Below are 23,511 nucleotides of genomic sequence, written 5' to 3'. Positions count from 1 at the left end.
TGTCAGGATGTGTGCGGTCTTCGCGACCGACTCACCCGCCGCCCGGCCGGCCCCGCACCTCGAAGCCCCCGGCGCCATCCCAAGGACTCACTGTGACCTCCACCACCCCCGCCGGCGAACCGGCCCGCACCGCCAGCCCTGCCCGTCGTGTGGCCTGGGCGTCGATGATCGGCACCTCGCTCGAGTCGTTCGACTTCTACGTGTTCGCCTACTTCTCGGCATACTTCATCGGCCCGCTGTTCTTCGATCCGCTGGGCGAGTTCGGCGGTACGCTCGCGGGCTTCTCGACCATCGCCGTGGCGTTCGTCGTGCGCCCGCTCGGCGCCGCGCTGTTCGGTCACATGGGCGACCGACTCGGCCGTCGCACGACCCTGCTCTGGACGGTCGGCATCATGGGCGTCGCGACGGGCCTCATCGGCCTCCTGCCCACCTACGCACAGGCCGGATGGCTCGGTGCCATCCTGCTCGTGCTGCTGCGCGTCGTGCAAGGGCTCTCGCTCGGCGGCGAGTGGGGCGGCTCGATCCTGCTCGCGACCGAGCACTCGGGGCCGGTCAAGCGCGCCTTCTATGCTGCGATCCCCCAGCTCGGCTCCCCCGTCGGCTCGATCCTCTCGGCCGTGCTGTTCATCGTCATGACGGTCGCGCTCCCCGCCGAAGAGCTCGCAGCGTGGGGCTGGCGCATCCCGTTCCTGCTCGCCTTCCCGTTGCTGCTCGTCTCGCTGTACCTGCGCTGGTCGATCGACGAGACCCCGGTGTTCCGCGAGGTCGTCGCCGAAGGCCGCCGCGACCGCGTGCCGTTCTTCACGATGTTCGCACGCCGCCCCGTCGCGATCCTCGTCGCGATCGGCGCCGCCCTCCTCGGCATCGGCTCCTACTCGCTCATGAACACGTACACGATCAACTACGGCGCCGAGCAACTCGGGTTCAGCTTCCAGGATCTGCTGATCGCGACCACGGTCGGCGGCCTCCTCCAGCTCGTCACGATCCCGCTGTTCGGCGCCTGGGCGACGCGCATCGGTTCGGCACGGGTCGTGGCCTGGGGTGCGCTCGGCACCCTCCTCATCACGTTCCCGATGTACTTCCTGCTGCAGTTCGCGACGTTCCCGATCCTCGTCGGCACCATGATCATCGGCGGCATCCTGCCCACGATGTCGTGGGCCGCGCTCGGCGGGCTCATGAACGACCTCTTCCCCGATCACTTCCGCTACTCGGCGCTCTCGGTCTCGTATGCGATCGCCGCAACCGTCGGCGGATTCATCCCGCTCCTCACGATCGTGATCGGCGAGGCGAGCGACTACGCGTGGTGGCACCCGGGCATCGTGCTCGCCCTGCTCTCGGTGCTGACGCTCATCGCCGCCTACGCGGCAGCTCGAATGCGCAAGGCCCCCGAGGTCGGCGAATTCGACGACGCCACGCCCGAGCCCGTCACCGTCTGATCGGCGTCGCGCCGCGGCATCCGGCCCCCTCGAAGTGCGGATGCCGCGGCGTTCGTCTTCGCCTCCGGTAGGCTGGATCGTCGCACATTCAGGCACCTCACCACCGACACGGTGCCGCCGATATCGAACCGGAGCATCATGACCGACACCGCGCGCATTCCCGACAAGCCCGCTCTCGAAGGCCTCGAATCGGTTTGGGGCGGCGCGTGGGAGCGCGAGGGAACGTACCGGTTCGACCGCACGTCGGCGACGCGCGAGCGCATCTACTCGATCGACACCCCGCCGCCGACCGCCTCGGGTTCGCTGCACATCGGGCACGTCTTCTCGTATACGCACACCGACGTCGTCGCGCGATTCCAGCGCATGCGCGGCAAGAGCGTCTTCTACCCGATGGGCTGGGACGACAACGGCCTGCCCACCGAGCGCCGCGTGCAGAACTACTACGGCGTGCGCTGCGACCCGACCCTCGCCTACATCGAGGGCTTCGCGCCGCCGTTCGAGGGCGGCGACGGCAAGTCGACGAAGGCCGCCGACCAGGTGCCGATCAGCCGCCGCAACTTCATCGAGCTGTGCGAGCGGCTGACCGTCGAAGACGAGCAGCAGTTCGAGGCGCTCTGGCGCCAGCTCGGCCTCTCGGTCGACTGGACCCAGACGTACCGCACGATCGGCGACGAGTCGCTCTTCGCCTCGCAGCTCGCCTTCGTGCGCAACGTCGAGCGCGGCGAGGCGTACCAGGCGCTCGCGCCGACCCTCTGGGACGTCACGTTCCGCACCGCGGTCGCACAGGCCGAGCTCGAAGACCGCGAACAGCCCGGCCACTACCACCGTATTTCGTTCCACCGCCCCGACGGCGGCATCGTCGAGATCGAGACGAGCCGGCCCGAGCTCATCCCCGCGTGCGTTGCCCTCGTCGCCCACCCCGACGACGAGCGCTACCAGCCGCTCTTCGGCACGACCGTCACCTCGCCCGTGTTCGGCGTCGAGGTGCCCGTCGTGGCCCACCACCTCGCCCAGAAAGACAAGGGCACGGGCATCGCCATGATCTGCACGTTCGGCGACATCACCGACGTCGTGTGGTGGCGCGAACTCGATCTGCCGAACCGCGCGATCATCGGCTTCGACGGCCGCGTCATCGCCGAGGCCCCCGACGCCATCACCTCCGAGGCCGGCAAGGCGGCATTCGCCGAGCTCGTCGGCAAGACCACCTTCTCGGCCAAGCAGGCCGTGGTGCAGCAGCTCCGCGACTCGGGCGACCTGCTCGCCGACCCGAAGTCGATCACGCACCCCGTCAAGTTCTTCGAGAAGGGCGACAAGCCGCTCGAGATCGTCTCGACCCGCCAGTGGTACATCCGCAACGGAGCCCGCGACGAGGCGCTCCGCGAGCGACTGCTCTCGCACGGCCGGGAGATCGACTGGCACCCCGACTTCATGCGCGTCCGCTACGAGAACTGGGTGGGCGGCCTGTCTGGCGACTGGCTCGTCTCGCGCCAGCGCTTCTTCGGCGTGCCGATCCCCGTCTGGTACCCGCTCGACTCCGCCGGCGACCCGAAGTTCGACGAGCCGATCGTCGCGACCCGCGAGATGCTGCCGGTCGACCCGTCCTCCGCGGCGGCACCGGGCTTCGAGGAGTCGCAGCGGGGCGTCGCCGGCGGCTTCATCGGCGAGCACGACGTCATGGACACCTGGGCGACCTCGTCGCTGACCCCGCAGCTCGCGGGCGGCTGGGAGCGCGACCCCGAGCTCTTCGACCTCGTCTTCCCGTACTCGCTGCGCCCGCAGGGTCAAGACATCATCCGCACCTGGCTCTTCTCGACCACGCTCCGCGCCGAGCTCGAGCACGGTGTCGCGCCGTGGGCGAACGCCTCGATCTCGGGCTTCATCGTCGACCCCGACCGCAAGAAGATGTCGAAGTCGAAGGGCAACGTCGTGACGCCGGCCGGTCTTCTCGACCAGCACGGTTCCGACGCGGTGCGCTACTGGGCGGCCTCCTCGCGCCTCGGCACCGACGCGGCCTTCGACCCGCAGAACCCGACGCAGGTCAAGATCGGCCGCCGACTCGCCATCAAGGTGCTGAACGCCGCGAAATTCATCCTCGGCTTCGACGGCCGAGCGGATGCCCCGGTGTCGGTGCCCGTCGATCGCAGCATGCTGGCCGAGCTCGCGAACGTCGTCGAACGCGCGACCCGTTCGCTCGAGGCCTACGACCACGCGCGCGCGCTCGAGCTCGCCGAGACGTTCTTCTGGACGTTCTGCGACGACTACCTCGAGCTCGTGAAAGAGCGCGCGTACGGCGAGCCGAGCCCCGAGCAGGCCTCGGCCGTCGCGGCGCTGAAGACCGCGCTCGACGTGCTGCTGCGCCTGTTCGCGCCGGTCATCCCGTTCGCGACCGAAGAGGCGTGGCGCTGGTCGCACGACGGCTCGGTGCACGTTGCATCGTGGCCGAACGTCGACGAGCTCGCGGCCCGCGGCGAAGCCGGCGTCGAGCTGCTCGAGCTCGCGGGCCTCGCGCTCACCGGCATCCGCCGGGCGAAGACCGACGCGAAGGCGTCGCAGAAGACGCCGGTCACGAGTGCCGTGATCGCCGCACCCGCGGTGACGATCGCGCTGCTCGAGTCGGTCGCATCAGATCTGCGTGCGGTGGGGCGCATCGCCGAGCTCGGCTTCGTCGAGGCCGAGTCGTTCGAAGTCCGCGACGTCGTCTTCGAGGCGCCGTCGGAATGAGGGGGAACCATGAACTACGAGATCCGTCCGGTCGGTGACGACGACTTCTTCGGGTGGCTGCCGCTGTTCGAGGCGTACTGCCGTTTCTACGACACCGAACTCGACGACGCCAAGGCGCTCATCGTCTGGAACTGGATCCGCGATGACGCGGAGCCGTTGCAGGCCGCCCTCGCCGTCGACGACGAGGGTCGGCCCGTCGGGCTCGCCCACTACCGGGCCGTGCCGAACTCGCTGACGGCGACGCGGGGCATGTACCTCGACGACCTCTACGTCGACGAGAGCGCACGGGGCTCGGGCATCGGGCGATCGCTCATCGAGTTCGTGCACGCGCGGGCCGCCGAGATCGGCCAAGGCGGCGTGAGCTGGATCACCGCGGCAGACAACGAGCCGGCCCAGCACGTGTACGACCAACTCGCGACGCGCACGAGCTGGATCACCTACGAGATGAGCGCCTGATGCGTCTCGGCACGCGTTGGGCGTTCGGCGAGGTGCCGCCGGTCAGCGTGCCGCCCGAGATGCGCGAGCGGGTCGCCGCCGCCGAGGCCGCGTTCGTCGGCGACGGCACGAACCGCCACTGGACCCTCACCTGGCTCGAGGGCCGGCCGATCGCCGAGCTCGACGACGGCACGGTCGTGCGCGACACCATCGTCGACGCGCACGATGCCGACGAGGACTGGTAAGGCACCCACGGCGCTGCGGCCTACGCTCGCGCGATGATCTCGCCGTGCGGCATGAGCAGCCAGCCGTCGTCGTCGGCCGCCCAGGCCCGCCAGGCCTCGGCGACGCGCCGCAACTCGCCGACGTCCGCGTGCCCCGACTCGATCGCGTGCGCGGCGAACTGCGACTCGGTCGAGCGCTCGGCCCAGGCGCCGCCCCACCACTCGCGTTCGAGCTCGGTCGAGAAGACCCAGGTCGTGCCGCTCGCAGCGATGTCGATGAACCCCGCCTCGCGCGCCCAGCTCTTGAGGTGCCGCCCGGCGTCGGGTTCGCCGCCGTTCCACTCGTGCACCGAGCGATAGAGCTCGAGCCAGCGCGTGAGGCCCGGCGAGACCGGGTTCCAGATCACTCCGCCGTAGTCGACATCGCGCGCCGCGACGATGCCGCCCGGCCTCACGACCCGGCGGAACTCGCGCAGCGCATCGACGGGCCGGGCGAGATGCTGCAGCACCTGATGGGCGTGCACGATGTCGAAGCTGTCGTCGTCGAAGTCGAGCGCATAGGCGTCGCCGACGACGAACTCGACGTTCGCGACGCCCTCGCTCGCCGCCAACCCCGTCGCGGCGCCGACCACCTCGGCCGACGCGTCGATGCCGACGACGGTGCCGGGCCGCACGCGGCGGGCCAGGTCGATCGTGATGGTGCCTGGCCCGCTGCCGACATCGAGGATGCGTGCCCCTTCGTGCAGGTGCGGCGCGAGGTAGGCGGCGGAGTTCTCGACCGTACGCCACGAATGCGTGCGCAGCACACTGGCGTGATGGCCGTGCGTGTAGGCGTCTCTGACTCCGTGTTCGGGACGATCGCTGCTCATGTTCGAAGCCTATGCTCATGCCCGCACGCATGACAGCGAACTACGGTGGTCAGATGCGCGACCACTCCAATCCGTTCCTCGAGCCGAGCCCGCTGCCCTACCGGCTGCCGCTGTTCGCCCTCATCCGGCCGGAGCACTACCGCGAGGCCATCGAGATCGGCATGAGCGAGCAGCGGCGCGCGGTCGAATCCATTGCGGCGGATGCCTCGGCGCCGACCTTCTCGAACACGGTCGTCGCTCTCGAGCGCTCGGGCGAGCTGCTGCGCCGGGTGCTGCCCGTCTTCGAGAACGCGAGTGCGGCCGACAGCGACGCCGCGATCGACGCGCTCGAGGTCGAGTTCGCGCCCCTGCTCGCCGCCCATCGCGATGCCATCCGGCTCGACCCGCGTCTCTTCGCGAGGCTCGAGCACTTGCAGGCCGCCCGCGACTCGCTCGCGCTCGACGGCGAGTCGATCGAGCTGCTCGACCGCTACCACCGCACCGCGACGCTCGCGGGTGCTGCACTCGACGAGGGCCGGCGGGCCGAACTGACCGCGATGAACACCCACATCGCCGAGCTCACGACCGAGTTCCAGCAGCGACTGCTCGCCGACACGAACGAATCGGCCCTCCACCTCACCGACCTCCACGAGCTCGCAGGGCTCGACGAGGGGCGACGTTCGGCCGCGCGCGAAGCCGCGCTCGCCCGCGGCCTCGACGGCTGGCTCATCACCCTCGTGCTCCCGACCGGGCAACCGGCCCTCGCCGCACTCGAGCGCGACGACGTGCGCGACCGGCTGCTCAGTGCGTCACGGTCGCGCGGATGCCGCGGCGGCGCGCACGACACCCGGGCGAGCCTACTCGAACTCGTTCGACTGCGCGCCGACCGCGCCCGGCTGCTCGGCTTCGACGACCACGCCGCGGCGGTCACGATCGACGAGACGGCCGGCTCGCCCGAGGCCGTGGCCGAACTGCTCGAGCGGCTCGTGCCCGCGGCCACAGCGAACGCCCGCCGCGAGGCGGACGCACTCGCCGAGCTGGCCGCGGCGACCGGGAAGCGCGCGCCCGAGGCATCCGACTGGGCCCTGCTCAGTGAAGCCGTGCGACGTGAACGGTACGCGATCGACCTCGCCGAAATGCGACCGTACCTGGAGTTCGATCGGGTGCTGGCCCACGGTGTCTTCCGTGCTGCCGAGCTGCTCTACGGGTTGGCGATCACCGAGCGCACCGATCTCGTCGGCTACCACCCCGAGACGCGCGTGTTCGAGGTGTCGGAGGAGGACGGCACGCCGGTCGGCCTCTACCTGCTCGACCTGTACACGCGCGACTCGAAGCGCGGCGGAGCATGGATGAGCGAACTCGTCGCACAGTCGACGCTCGAGGGCACCCTTCCCGTCGTCGTCAACAACCTGAACGTCGCCCGGCCCGCGGCCGGCGAACCGACCCTGCTCACGCTCGACGAGACCGAGACCCTCTTCCACGAGTTCGGGCACGCGCTGCACGGCCTGCTCTCCGCCGTCGTGCACCCGTCGATGGCGGGCACGAACGTCTACCGCGACTTCGTCGAGCTGCCGAGCCAGGTCAACGAACTGTGGGTGCTGCGGCCCGAGGTGCTCGGCGAGTACGCCGTGCACCACGAGACGGGCGAGCGGATGCCGCAGCCGCTCGTCGATCGCCTGCTGGCGTCGCGCACCTTCAACGAGGGCTTCTCGACCACCGAGTACCTCGCCGCGGCCGTCCTCGACCAGGCCTGGCACCGGCTCTCCCCCGCCGAGGCCGCCGCCGTCGGCGACACCGAAGACGTCGCAGAGTTCGAGCACCGCGCCCTCGCGGCCGTCGGCCTCGACGACCCGCTCGTGCCGCCCCGCTACTCGAGCACCTACTTCGCGCATGTCTTCGCGGGCGGCTACGACGCCGGCTACTACTCGTACGTCTGGAGCGAGGTGCCGGGCGCCGACATCATGGAGTGGTTCGAGGCGAACGGCGGCGCCACGCGGGCGAACGGCGAACGCTACCGAGCCGAGATCCTCGCCCCGGGCGGTTCACGCGATCCACGCGAATCGATCCGTCGCCTGCTGGGCCGCGAGCCGTCGATCGAGCCGCTGCTGCGGCGGCGCGGGCTCGCCTGAGACGGCGGATGCCTCGTGCAGCGTGCTGCACGAGGCATCCTTCGTCGAGATCGCTCAGATCTTGGAAACTCAGATCGCGAAACCGAGGGCGCGCATCATGTCGCGGCCGTCGTCGGTGATGCGCTCGGGGCCCCACGGCGGCATCCACACCCAATTGATGCGGAACGCGTCGACGGTGCCGTCGAGCGCCTCGGCGGTCTGCTCCTCGATGACGTCGGTGAGGGGGCATCCGGCGCTCGTGAGCGTCATGTGGATGACCAGCGCGTCGTTCTCGTCGTCCCAACCGAGGTCGTAGATGAGACCGAGGTCGACGATGTTGACCCCGAGCTCGGGGTCCATGACGTCTTTGAGCGCTTCTTCGACCTCGTCGTAGCGCTCGGGCGCGAGTGAGGTGACCATGGCTCGAGTCTACCCTCGCGCTACTCGGCCACGGCCGCGGACTCCGCGACCTGGTAGCGGTCGTAGCCCTCTTCTTCGAGACGGTCGGCCAGCTCGGCGCCGCCCTGCTCGGCGATCCTGCCCGCGACGAAGACGTGTACGAAGTCGGGCTTGATGTAGCGGAGGATCCGCGTGTAGTGCGTGATGAGCAGGATGCCGAGGCCCGTCTTCGAGTGCGCACGGTTGACGCCCTCGGAGACGATCTTCAGCGCGTCGACGTCGAGACCCGAGTCGGTCTCGTCGAGCACGGCGAACTTCGGCTTCAGCAGCTCGAGCTGGAGGATCTCGTTGCGCTTCTTCTCGCCGCCCGAGAAGCCCTCGTTGACGTTGCGCTCGGCGAAGTCCGAATCCATCTTCAGGTTCGACATCGACGTGCGGACATCCTTGATCCAGCCGCGGATCGAGGGCGCCTCGCCGTCGATCGCCGTCTTGGCGGTGCGGAGGAAGTTGGTGACGGTCACGCCGGGGATCTCGACGGGGTACTGCATCGCGAGGAACAGGCCGACGCGCGCGCGTTCGTCGACCGACATCTCGAGCACGTTCTCGCCGTCGAGGAGGATCTCGCCCTCGACGACCTGGTACTTGGGGTGGCCCGCGATCGTGTACGCGAGGGTCGACTTGCCCGAGCCGTTGGGGCCCATGATCGCGTGGATCTCGCCCTCGTTGATGACGAGGTCGACGCCGCGGAGGATCTCGCGGGTGCCCTGGTCGGTCTCGACGTTGACGTGGAGGTTCTTGATCTCGAGAACTGACATGTTCGTTGGTGGTCTCTTTCGGTTGCCGGCCGTTCCGGGCCGGAGGAGGTTGGGTCAGACGGTCAGGGTGACCGCGGGGTCGATGTGGACGCCGCCGTCTTCGAGCACGACCTGGTAGACCGGGACGGGCTCGTACGCGGGCAGCGTCAAGGGCTTGCCCGTCTTGAGGGAGAACATGGAGCCGTGCGCCCAGCACTCGAGCGTGTCGCCCTCGACGAAACCCTCAGAGAGCGAGATGTCGCCGTGGGTGCAGGTGTCGCCGATGGCGAAGACCTCGCCCGCCGCGTCTTTCACGACCGCGATCGGCTTGCCCTCGAGCACGAAGCGCGATGCCTGGTTGACCGCGAGGTCGTCGACGGCGCACACACGCACGGATGCCATGTCAGCGACCCTCCAGTTCAGCCTCGATCGCCGACGTGAGGCGGGACTCGAGGTCGGCCGAGCCGATCTTCTGCACGATGTCGGTGAGGAACCCGCGCACGACGAGGCGTCGCGCCTCGTCTTCGCTGATGCCGCGCGCCATGAGGTAGAACAACTGCTCGTCGTCGAAACGACCCGTGGCACTCGCGTGCCCGGCACCCTCGATGTCACCGGTCTCGATCTCGAGGTTCGGCACGGAGTCGGCGCGGGTGCCGTCGGTGAGCACGAGGTTGCGGTTCTGCTCGTAGCTGTCGGTGCCGGTCGCGGCGTTGCCGATGAGCACGTCGCCCACCCACACCGTGCGTGCACCGGCGCCCTGCAGCGCACCCTTGTAGGTGACACGGCTCTTGGTGTGCGGCGCATCGTGGTGCACGTAGACCTGTTGCTCGAGGTGCTGGCCGGCGTCGGCGAAGTAGAGGCCGAGAGCCTCGATGTCGGCGCCCTGCTCGGCGAGGTGGGTCGAGGGGTTCACCCGTACGACCTTGCCGCCGAGCGAGACGACGATGTGCTTCAGGAACGAGTCGCGGCCGAGTCGGGCGAACTGGCTCGACAGGTGCACGGCCTCGTCGTCCCACTCCTGCAGCGAGACGACGGTGAGGGATGCCCCTTCGCCGACGAGGATCTCGACGTTCTCGCTGAGGCGCGCGGCACCCGTGCCCTCGAGCACGATGAGTGCGCGGCTGTTCGGCGCGGCCTCGATCACGGTGTGCGCCGCGCGCGGCGTGTCACCGAGGCCCGTGCGGGTCACGACGACGGTCTTCTCGTCTTCGCCGGCGACCGAGACGAGGAGTGCCTCGCCGAAGTTCGACCACGCGTTGGCGCTCGCGCGCTCTTCGGGCGTGCCCGCCGTGCCGATGCGGGCGTCGTCACGCGGGATGTACGAGAAGGTGATGCCCGGGGCATCCGTCGTCTCGATCGGCAGGCGCGACCCGTCGAGCTCACCGCTGGTGAGGTCGGCGAATGCGGCCACCGGGGAGAGCTTCCACTCGTGCTCGCGGCCGTTGACGGGCGCGAAGTCGTCGACGTTCACTGAACGGAATCGCTCGGAGCGCGTCTGCACGGGCACGAAGGCGCCGTCGGAGTGCGCGACGAGGCCGTGTTGCTGCGCGGTAGGCATGGCTGTGCTGGTCATCTGGGCGGTCACTACTAGCCCACCGATCCTTCCATGCCCATTTCGATGAGCTTGTTGAGTTCCATCGCGTATTCCATGGGGAGCTCGCGCGCGATCGGCTCGATGAAGCCGCGCACGATCATCGACATGGCCTCGGTCTCGTCGATGCCACGGCTCATGAGGTAGAAGAGCTGCTCTTCGCTGACCTTGGAGACCGTCGCCTCGTGGCCGAGCTTCACGTCGTCGACGCGGATGTCGATCGCCGGGTAGGTATCGGAACGGGAGATCGTATCGACGAGCAGCGCGTCGCAGACGACGCTGTTCGCCGAGTGGTGCGCGTTCGCGTCGATGCGCACCTCGCCGCGGTAGCCGGCTCGGCCGCCGCCGCGCGCGATCGACTTCGAGACGATCGACGACTGCGTGTACGGAGCCATGTGGATCATCTTCGCGCCGGCGTCCTGGTGCTGACCCGGGCCCGCGAAGGCGACCGAGAGGGTCTCGCCCTTGGCGTGCTCGCCCATGAGGAAGATCGACGGGTACTTCATCGTGACCTTCGAGCCGATGTTGCCGTCGACCCACTCCATGGTGGCGCCTTCGGCGGCGGTCGCGCGCTTGGTCACGAGGTTGTACACGTTGTTCGACCAGTTCTGGATCGTCGTGTAGCGGACGCGGGCGTCTTTCTTCACGATGATCTCGACGACGGCCGAGTGCAGCGAGTCGCTCTTGTAGATCGGGGCCGTGCAGCCCTCGATGTAGTGCACGTAGCTGCCCTCGTCGGCGATGATCAGCGTGCGCTCGAACTGGCCCATGTTCTCGGTGTTGATGCGGAAGTAGGCCTGCAGCGGGATCTCGACGTGCACGCCCTTCGGCACGTAGACGAACGAACCGCCCGACCACACGGCCGTGTTGAGCGCGGCGAACTTGTTGTCGCCCGCGGGGATGACGGTGCCGAAGTACTCTTCGAAGAACTCGGGGTGCTCCTTGAGCGCAGTGTCGGTGTCCATGAAGATGACGCCCTGGCGCTCGAGCTCTTCGTTGATCTGGTGGTAGACCACCTCGGACTCGTACTGGGCCGCCACGCCCGCGACGAGGCGCTGGCGCTCGGCCTCGGGGATGCCGAGCCGCTCGTAGGTGTTCTTGATGTCGTCGGGCAGGTCTTCCCAGGTCTGGGCCTGCTTCTCGGTCGAGCGCACGAAGTACTTGATGTTGTCGAAGTCGATCTCCGACAGGTCGGCGCCCCACGTGGGCATGGGCTTGCGCTCGAAGAGCTGCAGCGCGCGCTGGCGGCGCTGGAGCATCCATTCGGGCTCCTGCTTCAGCCCAGAGATGTCGGCGACCACCTCCGGCGAGATGCCGCGTCGGGCGGATGCCCCGGCGGCGTCGGAGTCGGCCCAGCCGAACTCGTAGGTGCCGAGCCCTTCGAGTTCCGGTCGGTCGATCAGTACGTCCGTCATGCTCTCCCTCTTCTCCTCCCGTGCAACCGGCTATCAGGCCGGCTCATCCCCCTCGTGAGTCGAGGCGCTCGTTGAGTGGGTGATGATGTGCCCGGTGGCGCTATTGCCAACCTAAGATGGTGTGCGGCCCGTTGCGCGCGATCTCGCGCGATCGGCGGGCCTCCCAACCCCTCAAGTCTATAGGGTCGCGGCAGACGCCGGGCAGGACTCCCAGCGCCGTCACAGCGCGATCCGGATCAGGAACGACCCGCGTGACCCGCACTCTCCGCACCTTCGCATGGCTTTCATTCGTGCTCAACGTGCTCATCATCGCCACCGGCGGTGCCGTGCGACTCACGGGGTCGGGACTCGGATGCAGCGACTGGCCGGTCTGCGTGCCGGGCTCGCTGATCCCCACGCCCGAACTCGGGATCCACGGGGTCATCGAGTTCGCGAATCGCACGATCAGCGGCCCCCTGCTGCTCGCCGCGATCGGCGTGGTCGTCTTCGTCTGGCGGTACCGCCGCACGCGTCGCGATCTCTTCGTGCTCGCCGTGCTCGTGCTCGCCCTCGTGATCGTGCAGGCGCTCGTCGGCGGCTTCGTGGTCTGGCAGGACCTCGCCGCGGCGCTCGTCGGCTTCCACTACACGGTCTCGGTCGTCATCGTCTGCATCACGGCGGCGTTCCTCGCCCGAATGTACGAACCCGGCGGCACGCGTGAGGTCGCCGTGCCCAGGGCGTTCATGATCTTCACGCACATCACGAGCGTCGTGCTCGCGGTGACGGTCGTGGTCGGCGTCTTCACCACCGCGGCCGGCCCGCACTCGGGCGACGACGACGTCGTCCGCACCGGCGTCGACGCGAGCGTGCTCGCGCACGTGCACGCCTGGCCGGGCTACACCCTGCTGGCGCTCACCCTCGTGCTCGTCATCGCGTCGTGGCGTCTGAAGCTGCCCACGCTGCGCTGGTCGATCGCCCTGCTGGCCATCGAACTCGTGCAGGTCGGCGTCGGGCTCTACCAGGCACGCAACGGCCTGCCCCCCGTCGCGGTCGGCGTGCACATGGTGCTCGCCTCGCTGACCGCGGCCACCATGACCGTGGTCATCCTGCGGATGAAGCGGCCGGTCGCGGCTTCGGCGTCGACCGAGACGTCCCCCCGAGAGACGGCTCCCGGCGAGGGTGAGCCCGCCGCGACATCCGCTCGCTGACCGCGCACCCTCCCCCTCTCGCCCGCGCACTCGGGCGCCACAGCGTCGGGAATCAGCACCCGATCGGATGCCTCGGGCGAAACCGGCCGATCCTGTGCAGATCTCCGAAGTTGCGGCAGACTCTCGAGCGGTAACGCAGGCGCGTATGCCGCGCCGGCTCCGGCAAGACGCCATCACCGCACCCGGTGCAGCCCCTGCCCGACGGCACGCATGATCAGCATCTGTACAGCGGGCCAATCATCGACCACTTGTCGGTAGCCGACCCGAATGACGTGAAAGCCACGCAGCATGAGCTCGGCGTCGTGCTCGTTGTCAGCGATGCGCTGCGCATCGACATGGTGACCGCCGTCGATCTGCAACACGAGCCGATCGCCGATGAGGAAGTCGACGCGATGCCCCTCGAGCCACGCCTGCGGCACGATACGCACATCGAGCCATCGCAACCTGGTCAACACGAACGATTCGAGCCCCGAGTCGGCGAACGGGTTCACGGCGGCGAGCAACGTGCGAGCCTGGCCGACGAGCGGCAGACGCGCGAGCACATCGACGCCGACCAAGCGACGTGCAGGTGCGGATGCTCCAGCACCCAGAGGCCGAGGCGCCGCGCCTGCGTGATGCACGAGAGCACCGCACCCATGGACGCGGCGGCCACCAACTCGGGATCAGCGCCCGGCAGTGCCAGCCAATTGCGCCGAACCCGATGCACGCGACCCTGTTCGATGGCCGCGCGCAGGTGGTACCGGGAGTGTCCGGCGGCCTGGAGGGTCGTCGCTCGGGCGACTCCCCCGGCCAGCCTCATCGTCTGCTCGATCGTTCGCATCCACCGACGATCTGCCCGACGCGAGAACGGGCGGCAGGGAGTGAGAAGAAGCAGGGGTGAGAAGAGCAGCAGCGGGTCAGAACGGCAGCAGCGGATCGATGCCGACCGCGAGGAAGAGCAGCGACAGGTACGCGATCGAGCCGTGGAAGACCCGCATCGGCGAGACCTGCTCGTGCCGGATCGCGAGGCTGTACAGCCGGTGGGTCTCGTAGACGAACCAGACGCCGGTGACCACCGCGACGGTCGAGTACACGAGACCCATGTCGGCGATCGGGATGAGCAGGAGCGAACACGCCACGGTGGCCCACGCGTAGAGGATGACCTGCAGGCCGACCTGCGCCCGCCCGCGCACGACGGCGAGCATCGGCACGCCTGCGGCCGCGTAGTCGTCTTTGTACTTCATCGAGAGCGGCCAGTAGTGCGGCGGCGTCCAGAGGAAGATGATGAGGAAGAGGATGAACGGCGGCCAGCTGAGATCGCCCGTGACCGCAGCCCAGCCGATCAGCACGGGCATGCAGCCCGCGACGCCGCCCCAGACGATGTTCTGGGCGGTGCGACGCTTCAAGATGAGGCTGTAGAAGACGACGTAGAGCAGGATCGCGCCGAGCGAGAGCGCTGCGGCGAGCCAGTTCGTGAACACGCCGAGCCACACGATCGAGGCGATGCCGAGCCCGTAGGCGAAGACGAGCGCCTCGCGGTCGCTCAGTTCGCCCGTCACAAGCGGTCGCCCCTGCGTGCGCTTCATGACCCGGTCGATGTCGCGGTCGATGTAGCAGTTGAACGCCCCCGCCGATCCGGCGCTCATGGCGCCACCGATGAGGGTCGCGATCATGAGCCACAGGCTCGGCAGGCCCTGCTGGGCGAGGATCATGGTCGGCGCGGTCACGACGAGCAGCAACTCGATCACTCGCGGTTTGGTGAGGGCGAGGTAGGCCGAGAGCTTTCGGCGAACGGTCATCGCCGCGCGGGTGGTGCTGGTGTCTACGGCTGCCTGCATCGTTCCTCTTCCGGCGCGCGGGCACGCGGAGTGCGGCCACGCCCTCCCTCGATTCTATGACATCATGTGTCGCCCGACTCGGCCCGCGCGTTTCCGGGTCCTTTCGGCCCCGTTTCAGCCTCACCTCGGTCGTCGACACCGGTGAGCCCGGCGTCACCGTCACGAAACGTGAGGAGTCCATATACTTGGCAGTGCGCGCCCGACGGGCGGATTCGAGCTGCCGTCCGGGCGACGACCAGCGGGTCGACCGCCGGGCAGCTTCGCGTCGAAGCGATTCCAGCGATGTTCGGGGCCATCGGTTCACGGGCATCGTCCAATGACCGGAAGGAACAGCACCTCGTGGCAATTCTGCAGTGGGAACCCATCGACGATCGGGCGGTCGACACGGCTCGAATCCTCGCAGCCGATGCCGTGGAGAAGGTCGGAAACGGGCACCCCGGCACCGCGATGAGCCTCGCGCCCGCCGCCTATCTCCTGTTCCAGAAGGTCATGCGCCGTGATCCGTCCGACCACGCCTGGCTCGGCCGCGACCGCTTCATCCTCTCTGCGGGCCACTCCTCGCTGACCCAGTACGTGCAGCTCTTCCTCGCCGGCGACGGCCTCGAGCTCTCCGATCTCGAGTCGCTGCGCACGTGGGGTTCGAAGACCCCCGGCCACCCCGAGTACGGTCACACTGCGGGCGTCGAGATCACGACCGGCCCGCTCGGCCAGGGACTCGCCTCGGCCGTCGGCTTCGCCTACGCCTCCCGCTTCGAGCGCGGCCTCTTCGACCCCGATGCCGCGGCCGGCACGAGCCCGTTCGACCACTTCGTCTACGTCGTCGCCGGTGATGGCGACCTGCAGGAGGGCATCACGAGCGAGGCGTCCTCGCTCGCCGGCCACCAGCAGCTCGGCAACCTCGTCGTCATCTACGACTCCAACCAGATCTCCATCGAAGACGACACGAACATCGCCTTCACCGAAGACGTCGCGAAGCGCTACGAGTCCTACGGATGGCACGTGCAGACCGTCGACTGGAAGAAGACGGGCCAGTACGTCGAAGACGTCGCCGAACTCCACGCCGCGATCGAGGCCGCCAAGGGCGAGTCCTCCAAGCCCTCGATCATCATCTTGAAGACGATCATCGGCTGGCCTTCGCCCGGCAAGCAGAACTCCGGCAAGATCCACGGCTCGGCGCTCGGTGCGGCCGAGCTCGCCGCGACGAAAGAGGTGCTCGGCTTCGACCCCGAACTGAGCTTCGTCGTGGCCGAAGAGGTGCTCGAGCACACGCGCGGCGCGATCGAGCGCGGTGCCGCCGAGCACGCCGAGTGGCAGCTCGCCTTCGAGGCGTGGGCCGCCGCGAACCCCGACCGCAAGGCGCTGCTCGACCGGCTCGAGTCGGGCGAACTGCCCGAAGGCGTCGAGTCCGTGCTGCCCGTCTTCGAGGGCGGCACCGAGGTGTCGACCCGTGCGGCATCGGGCAAGGTCATCAACGCCCTCGCCGGCGTGCTGCCCGAGCTGTGGGGCGGCTCTGCAGACCTCGCCGAGTCGAACCTCACGACGATCAACGGCGCCGCCTCGTTCATCCCGACCGAGTGGTCGACGCACGAGTTCTCGGGCAACCCCTACGGTCGGGTGCTGCACTTCGGCATCCGCGAGCACGCCATGGGCGCCATCGTCAACGGCATCGTGCTGCACGGCAAGACGCGCGCCTTCGGCGGCACCTTCCTCATCTTCAGCGATTACATGCGGCCCGCCGTGCGCCTCGCGGCGCTCATGCAGGTGCCGTCGATCTTCGTCTGGACCCACGACTCGGTCGCCCTCGGCGAAGACGGGCCGACCCACCAGCCGATCGAGCAGCTCGCGACGCTCCGCGCCATCCCCGGCCTCACGGTCGTACGGCCGGCCGATGCGAACGAGGTCGGGCATGCGTGGCTCGAGATCCTGAAGCGAACGGATGCCCCGGCGGGCATCGCCCTCACTCGGCAGAACATCCCCGTCTTCGAGCGGGGCGCGGCCGAGGCATCCGGTGACACCCTCGCTGCCGCGTCGAACGTGGCGAAGGGCGCCTACGTGCTCGCCGAGGCCGCATCGGGCACCCCCGACGTGATCCTCATCGCCACCGGCTCAGAGGTGCAGCTCGCCCTCGCCGCTCGTGAGACGCTCGCAGCAGAGGGCATCGGCGCACGCGTCGTCTCGGCCCCGTCGCTCGAGTGGTTCGACGAGCAGCCGGCCGAGTACCGCGAGCAGGTGCTGCCCGCGGGCGTCACCGCCCGCGTCTCGGTCGAGGCCGGGCTCGCGCTCTCGTGGCACCGCTACCTCGGTTCGCGGGGCCGCGCGGTGTCGATCGAGCACTTCGGCGCGTCCGCCGACTACAAGACCCTGTTCCGCGAGTTCGGCATCACGGCCGAGGCCGTCGTCGCCGCCGCGAAGGAATCGCTCGCGTCGGCCTGACGCGCGCCAGAAGAGGAGAAACTCCAATGACCAGCTCCCCCACTGCAGCACTGTCGGAGGCGGGCGTCAGCATCTGGCTCGACGACCTCTCGCGCGAACGCATCGCCTCGGGCGACCTCGCCCGACTCATCGCCGAGCGCAACGTCGTCGGCGTGACGACGAACCCGACGATCTTCGCCGGCGCCCTGGCCAAGGGCGAGCGCTACGCCGCGCAGGTGCACGAGCTCGCCGCCGCCGGCGCCGACGTCGACACCGCGGTCTTCGAGATCACGACCGACGACGTGCGCGACGCCGCCGACGTCTTCCGCCCCGTGTACGACCGGTCGAACGGGTTCGACGGCCGCGTCTCGATCGAGGTCGCGCCCGGGCTCGCACGCGACACCGCCGGCACGATCGCCGAGGCCAAGACCCTGTGGGCCAAGGTCGACCGCCCGAACGCCATGATCAAGATCCCCGCCACGGTCGAGGGCCTCGACGCCATCACCGAGTCGATCGGCTCGGGCATCAGCGTGAACGTGACGTTGATCTTCAGCCTCGACCGCTACCGCGAGGTCATCGCGGCCTACCTCGCGGGCCTCGAGCAGGCGAAGGCCGCCGGCATCGATCTGTCGACGATCCACTCGGTCGCGTCGTTCTTCGTCTCGCGCGTCGACACCGAGATCGACAAGCGACTCGAGGCGATCGGCACCGACGAGGCGCTCGCGCTGAAGAGCAAGGCCGGCATCGCGAACGCCCGCCTCGCCTACGAGCTCTTCGAGCAGGAGTTCGGCGGCGAACGCGCTGCGGCGCTGCTCGCCGCAGGCGCGAACCGCCAGCGTCCGCTGTGGGCGTCGACCGGCGTGAAAGACCCGGCCCTGCCCGACACCCTCTACGTGACCGAGCTCGTCGCGCCCGGCGTCGTGAACACGATGCCCGAGAAGACGCTCGAGGCCACCTTCGATCACGGCGAGATCGTCGGCGACACCGTCACCGGCGCCTACACCTCGGCAGGCCAGGTGCTCGATGCACTCGCGGGTGTCGGCGTCGACTACGACGACGTGACCCTGCTGCTCGAGACCGAGGGCGTCGACAAGTTCATCGTCTCGTGGAACGAGCTGCTCGACACGGTTCGCGGCGCCCTCGAGGGGGCACGATGAGTTTCCGCATCTCGGTCAGCGGTGCGGCGGCCGACGCCGTGCGCGCGACCGTGCCCACCCTCGTCGCCGACCTCGTGGCGAGCGGCATCACCGTGCAGGACGCGACGCTCTGGGGTCCCGAGGCCGAGGCCGAGTCGGCCAAACGCCTCGGCTGGACCGAGGCCGTCGCGATCTCCCGCCCGCTCGTCGCCGAGATCGAAGCACTTCGCGAAGAGCTCGAGGCCGCCGGCGTCGACCACATCGTGCTCGCCGGCATGGGCGGCTCTTCGCTCGCTCCCGAGGTCATCACGCGCACGACGAATGTCGACCTCACCGTGCTCGACTCGACCGAGCCGGGGCAGGTTCGCTCCGCTCTGGCCGACCGTCTCGCGACATCGGCGCTCGTCGTGTCGTCGAAGTCGGGTTCGACCGTCGAGACCGACAGCCAGCGTCGTGTCTACGAGCAGGCGTTCCGCGACGCCGGCATCGACCCCGCGACGCGCATCGTCGTCGTGACCGACCCCGGCTCGCCGCTCGACGAGTCGGCCCGAGCCGCGGGCTACCGCGTCTTCAACGCCGACCCGAACGTGGGCGGCCGCTACTCGGCGCTCACCGCGTTCGGACTCGTGCCCTCCGGGCTCGCCGGCGTCGACATCGCCGAGGTGCTCGACGAGGCGGAGACGATCGAACTCTCACTCGCCATCGACAGCCCTGACAACCCCGGCCTCGTGCTCGGCGCGGCGATCGCTGCGACCGTTCCCCTGCGCGACAAGCTCGCCATCGTCGCCGACGGCACCCACATCGTGGGGCTCGCCGACTGGGCCGAGCAGCTGATCGCCGAGTCCACCGGCAAGAACGGCACCGGTCTCCTCCCCGTCGTGCTCGACGTCGATGCACCCGAGCTCGGCGAAGGCCTCTCCGACCTGCAGATCGTTCGCATCGTCGACGACGCGGGCGACGAGATCTTCGGCCGCGACGACTCCGGAGAGATCCGCGTGTCCGGCACGCTCGGCGCACAGCTGCTCGTGTGGGAGTACGCCACCGCGGTCGCCGGCCGCATCCTCGGCATCAACCCGTTCGACCAGCCCGACGTCGAGTCGGCGAAGATCGCCGCTCGCGGCCTGCTCGATGCCCGCCCCGAGCCAACCCCCGCCGCATTCGTCGAGCAGGGCATCGAGGTGCGGGGCACGCCCGAGGTCATCGGCGCGTCGAGCGATCTCGCCTCGGCGATCGACGTGCTCCTCGAAGAGCTGCCCGCCGACGGCTACCTCTCGATCCAGGCCTACGTCGACCGTGTCGCGCACCCCGAGCTCGAGCGACTCCGCGGGCTGCTCGCGGCCAGGGCCGGGCGACCGGTGACGTTCGGCTGGGGTCCGCGCTTCCTGCACTCGACCGGGCAGTTCCACAAGGGCGGCCCTGCAGTCGGCGCGTTCCTGCAGATCACCCAGACGCCCGCCGAAGACCTTGCGATCCCCGATCGACCGTTCACCTTCGGCCAGCTGATCGCCGCGCAGGCCTCGGGTGACGCGAGCGTGCTCGCCGATCTCGGTCGTCCGGTGCTGACGCTCACGCTCACCGACCCGTCGGCCGACACGGCGACGTTGTTCGACGTCGTCGCCTGATACCCGGAGGAACGATGGAACCGGCCGAGATCACGGCGAAGCACAATCCGCTCCGCTCCCCCAAGGACTACCGGCTCAATCGCATCGCCGGCCCGTCGAGTCTCATCATCTTCGGCGTGACGGGCGACCTGTCGCGCAAGAAGCTGATGCCGGCGGTGTACGACCTCGCGAACCGGGGGCTCCTGCCTCCGGGATTCGCGCTCGTCGGCTTCGCCCGACGTGAATGGGCGGATCAGGACTTCGAGAAGGTCGTGCACGATTCGGTGAAGGAGTTCTCGCGCACCGAGTTCCGTGAGGATGTGTGGAAGCAGCTGGCCCGCGGCATCCGCTTCGTGCCCGGCGATTTCGACGACGACGCGGCCTTCGACCGGCTGCGCCAGGTCGTCGACGATCTCGATCGCGAGCGCGGCACGATGGGCAACCACGCGTTCTACCTCTCCATCCCGCCGAAGTCGTTCCCGCTCGTCACCGAGCAGCTGAAGCGCTCGGGCCTGACCGAGCAGCGCGGCGACCAGTGGCGCCGGGTCGTCATCGAGAAGCCCTTCGGCAGCGACCTGAAGTCGGCCCGCGAGTTGAACGAAGTGGTCGCCTCGGTGTTCCCGCCCGACGCGGTGTTCCGCATCGACCACTACCTCGGCAAAGAGACGGTGCAGAACATCCTGGCGCTGCGGTTCGCGAACCAGCTCTACGAGCCCATCTGGAACGCGAACTACGTCGACCACGTGCAGATCACGATGGCCGAAGACATCGGCGTCGGCGGCCGTGCCGGCTACTACGACGGCATCGGCGCCGCGCGCGACGTCATCCAGAACCACCTGCTGCAACTGCTCGCCCTGACGGCGATGGAGGAGCCGATCTCGTTCGAGGCCGGCGACCTGCGCGCCGAGAAGGAGAAGATCCTCGCGGCCGTGCGCCTGCCCGACGACCTTGCGAACGGCACCGCCCGAGGCCAGTACTCGGGCGGTTGGCAGGGCGGCGAGAAGGTCATCGGGTTCCTCGATGAAGACGGCATGAACCCCGAGTCGACGACCGAGACGTACGCCGCCATGAAGCTTACGATCGGCACGCGTCGCTGGGCGGGCGTGCCGTTCTACCTGCGCGCCGGCAAGCGACTCGGCCGGCGCGTCACCGAGATCGCGGTCGTGTTCAAGCGCGCACCGCAGCAGGTCTTCGCCGACAGCCAGACCTCGCAGCTCGGCCAGAACGCACTCGTGATCCGCGTGCAGCCCGACGAGGGCGTCACGATCCGTTTCGGCTCGAAGGTGCCAGGCGCCGGCATGCAGGTGCGCGATGTCACGATGGACTTCGGCTACGGCCACGCCTTCACCGAGGCGAGCCCCGAGGCCTACGAACGCCTGATCCTCGACGTGCTGCTCGGCGATCCGCCGCTGTTCCCACGTCAGGAAGAGGTCGAGCTCTCGTGGAAGATCCTCGACCCGATCGAGGAGTTCTGGGCGACCCAGGGGCAGCCCGAGCAGTACCGCCCCGGCACCTGGGGCCCGGCCTCCGCCGATGAACTGCTCGAACGCGACGGACGAAGCTGGAGACGCCCATGATCGTCGATCTGCCCGACACGACGACCAGCAAGGTCTCGAAGACCCTCGTGAAGATCCGTGAAGAGGGCGGCGTCGTCGCCCTCGGCCGCGTGCTCACGCTCGTCATCGCGACCTCGCCCGGCGCAGAGGAAGAGGCGATCGAGGCGGCGAACGACGCCTCCCGCGAACACCCGATGCGCGTGATCGTCGTCTCGACCGAGCCCGGCACCGAGGCCTCGGCCGTGCCGGCCCGACTCGACGCCGAGATCCGCGTCGGCGGCGACGCCGGTGCGAGCGAGGTGATCGTGCTGCGCGCCTGCGGCGATGCGGCACGACACGAAGAGAGCCTCATCATGGCGCTCCTCCTTCCCGACGCGCCCGTCGTCACGTGGTGGCCGGGCGCGGCTCCCGAAGTGCCGGGACGTTCGCCGCTCGGTCGCATCGCGCATCGCAGAATCACGGATGCCTCGACGCAGGACGACCCGCAGGCGGCGCTGCGTGCACTCGCCGAGAACTACACGCCGGGCGACGCCGACTTCGCGTGGACGCGGCTCACCCTGTGGCGCGCGCAACTGGCCGCCGTGCTCGATCAGCCGCCCTACGAGCCCGTCACCGCGGTGTACGTCAGCGGTGCCATCGACTCGCCGTCGACCACCCTGCTCGCCGCATGGCTGCGGTTGCAGCTCAATGCCCCGACCGAGTACCGGCTCGCGAGCCTCGATGCCGGGTACCACGGCATCCACGGCGTTCGCCTCGACCGCGCCGGGGGCGCGATCGAACTGATCCGCGACGTACCCGGCATCGCGACGCTGCGCCAGCCCGGCCAGCCGAGCCACGACCTGGCGCTTCCGCGCCGAAACCTGCGTGACTGCCTCGCCGACGAACTCCGCCGCCTCGACCCCGATGAGCTGTACGGTGAGGTCATCACGAGTGGGCTCGCGCTCCTCGACGGCGGCGACGAAGGAGTGCTCGCATGACGAACGAACGGCGTGTGCTCGTGCACCCCGACAAGGCGTCGCTCGCCGGCTCGGTCGCCGCGCGCTTCATCACCAAGCTCCTCGACATCCTCGACGTGCAGGCGGTGGCCCACGTCGTGCTGACCGGCGGCTCGATGGGCGGCGCGGTGCTTGCCGCGATCGGCGACTCGCCGGCGCACACCTCGATCGACTGGTCGCGGGTGCACTTCTGGTGGGGCGACGAGCGCTGGTTGCCGGCCGGCGATGCCGAGCGCAACGACGAGCAGGCGCGTGTCGCGTTCCTCGGCTCTCTCGAACTCCCGGCCGAGAACCTGCACCCGTTCCCCGCCGCCGACTCTGGGCTCGACCTCGACGCGGCTGCAGAGGTGTATGCGGCCGAACTCGCATCGCACGGCGTCGACGGTCTGCCGCACCCGATCTTCGACATCACCTTCCTCGGCGTCGGGCCCGACGGGCACATCGCCTCGCTCTTCCCACACCGCTCCGGCATCCAGGTGACCGATCGCACGGTGATCCCCGTGCGCAACTCCCCCAAGCCGCCGCCCGAACGGCTGAGCCTCACTCGACCGGTGATCAACACCTCGCAGCGCGTGTGGATGGTGCTCGCGGGAGCCGACAAGGCCTCGGCCCTCGGTCTCGCGCTCGCCGGCGCGAGCCGCGACGAGGTGCCGGTCGCTGGCATCAAGGGCCGCCGCCGCACGGTGTTCTTCGTCGACGCCGACGCGGCATCCGAAGTGCCCGAGTCGCTCATCGCGCGCGACGACTGACTCGCCGACGCGTGTCGAGACGCGAGAAGGGGGCGGCCGACCGGCCGCCCCCATCTCGCCTTACCGCCTCGGGTCAGTCTTTGGGGC

General features: G+C 69.2%; 21 protein-coding genes. 12 read left to right on the top strand and 9 right to left on the bottom strand.

Going from position 1 to position 23,511, the window contains the following annotated elements; translation table 11 throughout:
* Positions 1-92 precede the first annotated feature (92 nt).
* From ACWGST_RS13475 to ACWGST_RS13460, 4 genes are all read left to right on the top strand, one after another.
* Positions 93-1,436: an MFS transporter gene (locus ACWGST_RS13475; RefSeq protein ID WP_452047180.1), complete on the top strand. Its 1,344-nt coding sequence runs from the start codon at positions 93-95 to the stop codon at positions 1,434-1,436.
* 138 nt (positions 1,437-1,574) lie between these two features.
* A complete protein-coding gene (gene valS / locus ACWGST_RS13470) occupies positions 1,575-4,157 on the top strand; it encodes a valine--tRNA ligase (RefSeq protein ID WP_452047179.1) in 2,583 nt (860 codons plus the stop codon).
* Between the two features lie 9 nt (positions 4,158-4,166).
* Complete coding sequence (locus tag ACWGST_RS13465; protein ID WP_452047178.1) at positions 4,167-4,613, top strand: N-acetyltransferase family protein; 447 nt, start codon at positions 4,167-4,169, stop codon at positions 4,611-4,613.
* Positions 4,613-4,837: a hypothetical protein gene (locus ACWGST_RS13460; protein ID WP_452047177.1), complete on the top strand. Its 225-nt coding sequence runs from the start codon at positions 4,613-4,615 to the stop codon at positions 4,835-4,837. The genes ACWGST_RS13465 and ACWGST_RS13460 overlap by 1 nt, the downstream gene beginning before the upstream one ends.
* Before the next feature lie 20 nt (positions 4,838-4,857).
* Here the strand turns inward: ACWGST_RS13460 and ACWGST_RS13455 are convergent, their stop codons facing one another.
* Complete coding sequence (locus ACWGST_RS13455) at positions 4,858-5,685, bottom strand: methyltransferase domain-containing protein (RefSeq protein ID WP_452047176.1); 828 nt, start codon at positions 5,683-5,685, stop codon at positions 4,858-4,860.
* 53 nt (positions 5,686-5,738) lie between these two features.
* Here ACWGST_RS13455 and ACWGST_RS13450 point away from each other — a divergent pair, with 53 nt between their 5' ends.
* On the top strand, positions 5,739-7,793 hold the full coding sequence (locus ACWGST_RS13450; RefSeq protein ID WP_452047186.1) for a M3 family metallopeptidase: 2,055 nt from the start codon (positions 5,739-5,741) through the stop codon (positions 7,791-7,793).
* A gap of 69 nt (positions 7,794-7,862) precedes the next feature.
* On the opposite strand, the gene ACWGST_RS13445 is transcribed toward ACWGST_RS13450, so the two are convergent.
* The 5 genes from ACWGST_RS13445 to sufB are packed head-to-tail and all read right to left on the bottom strand — an operon-like array spanning position 7,863 to position 11,971.
* Positions 7,863-8,192, bottom strand: coding sequence for a metal-sulfur cluster assembly factor (locus ACWGST_RS13445; protein WP_022892040.1), 330 nt, complete (start codon positions 8,190-8,192; stop codon positions 7,863-7,865).
* A 20-nt stretch (positions 8,193-8,212) separates the two neighbouring features.
* Positions 8,213-8,986: a Fe-S cluster assembly ATPase SufC gene (gene sufC / locus ACWGST_RS13440; protein ID WP_452047175.1), complete on the bottom strand. Its 774-nt coding sequence runs from the start codon at positions 8,984-8,986 to the stop codon at positions 8,213-8,215.
* A 54-nt stretch (positions 8,987-9,040) separates the two neighbouring features.
* On the bottom strand, positions 9,041-9,367 hold the full coding sequence (locus ACWGST_RS13435) for a non-heme iron oxygenase ferredoxin subunit (protein ID WP_452047174.1): 327 nt from the start codon (positions 9,365-9,367) through the stop codon (positions 9,041-9,043).
* Position 9,368: 1 nt separating this feature from the next.
* Positions 9,369-10,523: a Fe-S cluster assembly protein SufD gene (sufD, locus tag ACWGST_RS13430; protein ID WP_452047173.1), complete on the bottom strand. Its 1,155-nt coding sequence runs from the start codon at positions 10,521-10,523 to the stop codon at positions 9,369-9,371.
* A gap of 29 nt (positions 10,524-10,552) precedes the next feature.
* The gene (sufB, locus tag ACWGST_RS13425) at positions 10,553-11,971 is read right to left on the bottom strand and encodes a Fe-S cluster assembly protein SufB (RefSeq protein WP_452047172.1); all 1,419 of its coding nucleotides are present in this window, start codon (positions 11,969-11,971) and stop codon (positions 10,553-10,555) included.
* Positions 11,972-12,222: 251 nt separating this feature from the next.
* Here sufB and ACWGST_RS13420 point away from each other — a divergent pair, with 251 nt between their 5' ends.
* On the top strand, positions 12,223-13,158 hold the full coding sequence (locus ACWGST_RS13420; RefSeq protein ID WP_452047171.1) for a COX15/CtaA family protein: 936 nt from the start codon (positions 12,223-12,225) through the stop codon (positions 13,156-13,158).
* A 173-nt stretch (positions 13,159-13,331) separates the two neighbouring features.
* On the opposite strand, the gene ACWGST_RS13415 is transcribed toward ACWGST_RS13420, so the two are convergent.
* The 3 genes from ACWGST_RS13415 to ACWGST_RS13405 all read right to left on the bottom strand — a co-directional run bounded on the left by ACWGST_RS13415 (position 13,332) and on the right by ACWGST_RS13405 (position 14,975).
* The gene (locus ACWGST_RS13415) at positions 13,332-13,649 is read right to left on the bottom strand and encodes an endonuclease domain-containing protein (RefSeq protein WP_452047170.1); all 318 of its coding nucleotides are present in this window, start codon (positions 13,647-13,649) and stop codon (positions 13,332-13,334) included.
* Positions 13,646-13,978, bottom strand: a complete 333-nt coding sequence (locus ACWGST_RS13410; RefSeq protein ID WP_452047169.1) for a hypothetical protein — start codon at positions 13,976-13,978, stop codon at positions 13,646-13,648. The genes ACWGST_RS13415 and ACWGST_RS13410 overlap by 4 nt, the downstream gene beginning before the upstream one ends.
* Positions 13,979-14,054: 76 nt before the next feature.
* Complete coding sequence (locus tag ACWGST_RS13405; RefSeq protein WP_452047168.1) at positions 14,055-14,975, bottom strand: heme o synthase; 921 nt, start codon at positions 14,973-14,975, stop codon at positions 14,055-14,057.
* 339 nt (positions 14,976-15,314) lie between these two features.
* Here ACWGST_RS13405 and tkt point away from each other — a divergent pair, with 339 nt between their 5' ends.
* From tkt to pgl, 6 genes are read left to right on the top strand one after another with little or no spacing between them, the layout of a single operon-like run.
* A complete protein-coding gene (tkt, locus tag ACWGST_RS13400; RefSeq protein ID WP_452047167.1) occupies positions 15,315-17,408 on the top strand; it encodes a transketolase in 2,094 nt (697 codons plus the stop codon).
* A 26-nt stretch (positions 17,409-17,434) separates the two neighbouring features.
* The gene (gene tal, locus ACWGST_RS13395; protein WP_452047166.1) at positions 17,435-18,544 is read left to right on the top strand and encodes a transaldolase; all 1,110 of its coding nucleotides are present in this window, start codon (positions 17,435-17,437) and stop codon (positions 18,542-18,544) included.
* Positions 18,541-20,145, top strand: a complete 1,605-nt coding sequence (locus tag ACWGST_RS13390; protein ID WP_452047165.1) for a glucose-6-phosphate isomerase — start codon at positions 18,541-18,543, stop codon at positions 20,143-20,145. The genes tal and ACWGST_RS13390 overlap by 4 nt, the downstream gene beginning before the upstream one ends.
* Before the next feature lie 14 nt (positions 20,146-20,159).
* The gene (gene zwf, locus ACWGST_RS13385; protein WP_452047164.1) at positions 20,160-21,701 is read left to right on the top strand and encodes a glucose-6-phosphate dehydrogenase; all 1,542 of its coding nucleotides are present in this window, start codon (positions 20,160-20,162) and stop codon (positions 21,699-21,701) included.
* Positions 21,698-22,657 (top strand): glucose-6-phosphate dehydrogenase assembly protein OpcA, encoded by a 960-nt coding sequence (locus ACWGST_RS13380; RefSeq protein WP_452047163.1) that lies wholly within the window; start codon positions 21,698-21,700, stop codon positions 22,655-22,657. Before zwf ends, ACWGST_RS13380 begins: the two co-directional genes overlap by 4 nt.
* Positions 22,654-23,424, top strand: a complete 771-nt coding sequence (pgl, locus tag ACWGST_RS13375; protein ID WP_452047162.1) for a 6-phosphogluconolactonase — start codon at positions 22,654-22,656, stop codon at positions 23,422-23,424. Before ACWGST_RS13380 ends, pgl begins: the two co-directional genes overlap by 4 nt.
* Positions 23,425-23,511 lie beyond the last annotated feature (87 nt).

This window comes from Agromyces sp. NPDC055520 (genome assembly GCF_053619715.1).
This window is presented reverse-complemented; position numbering and strand designations above follow the sequence as displayed.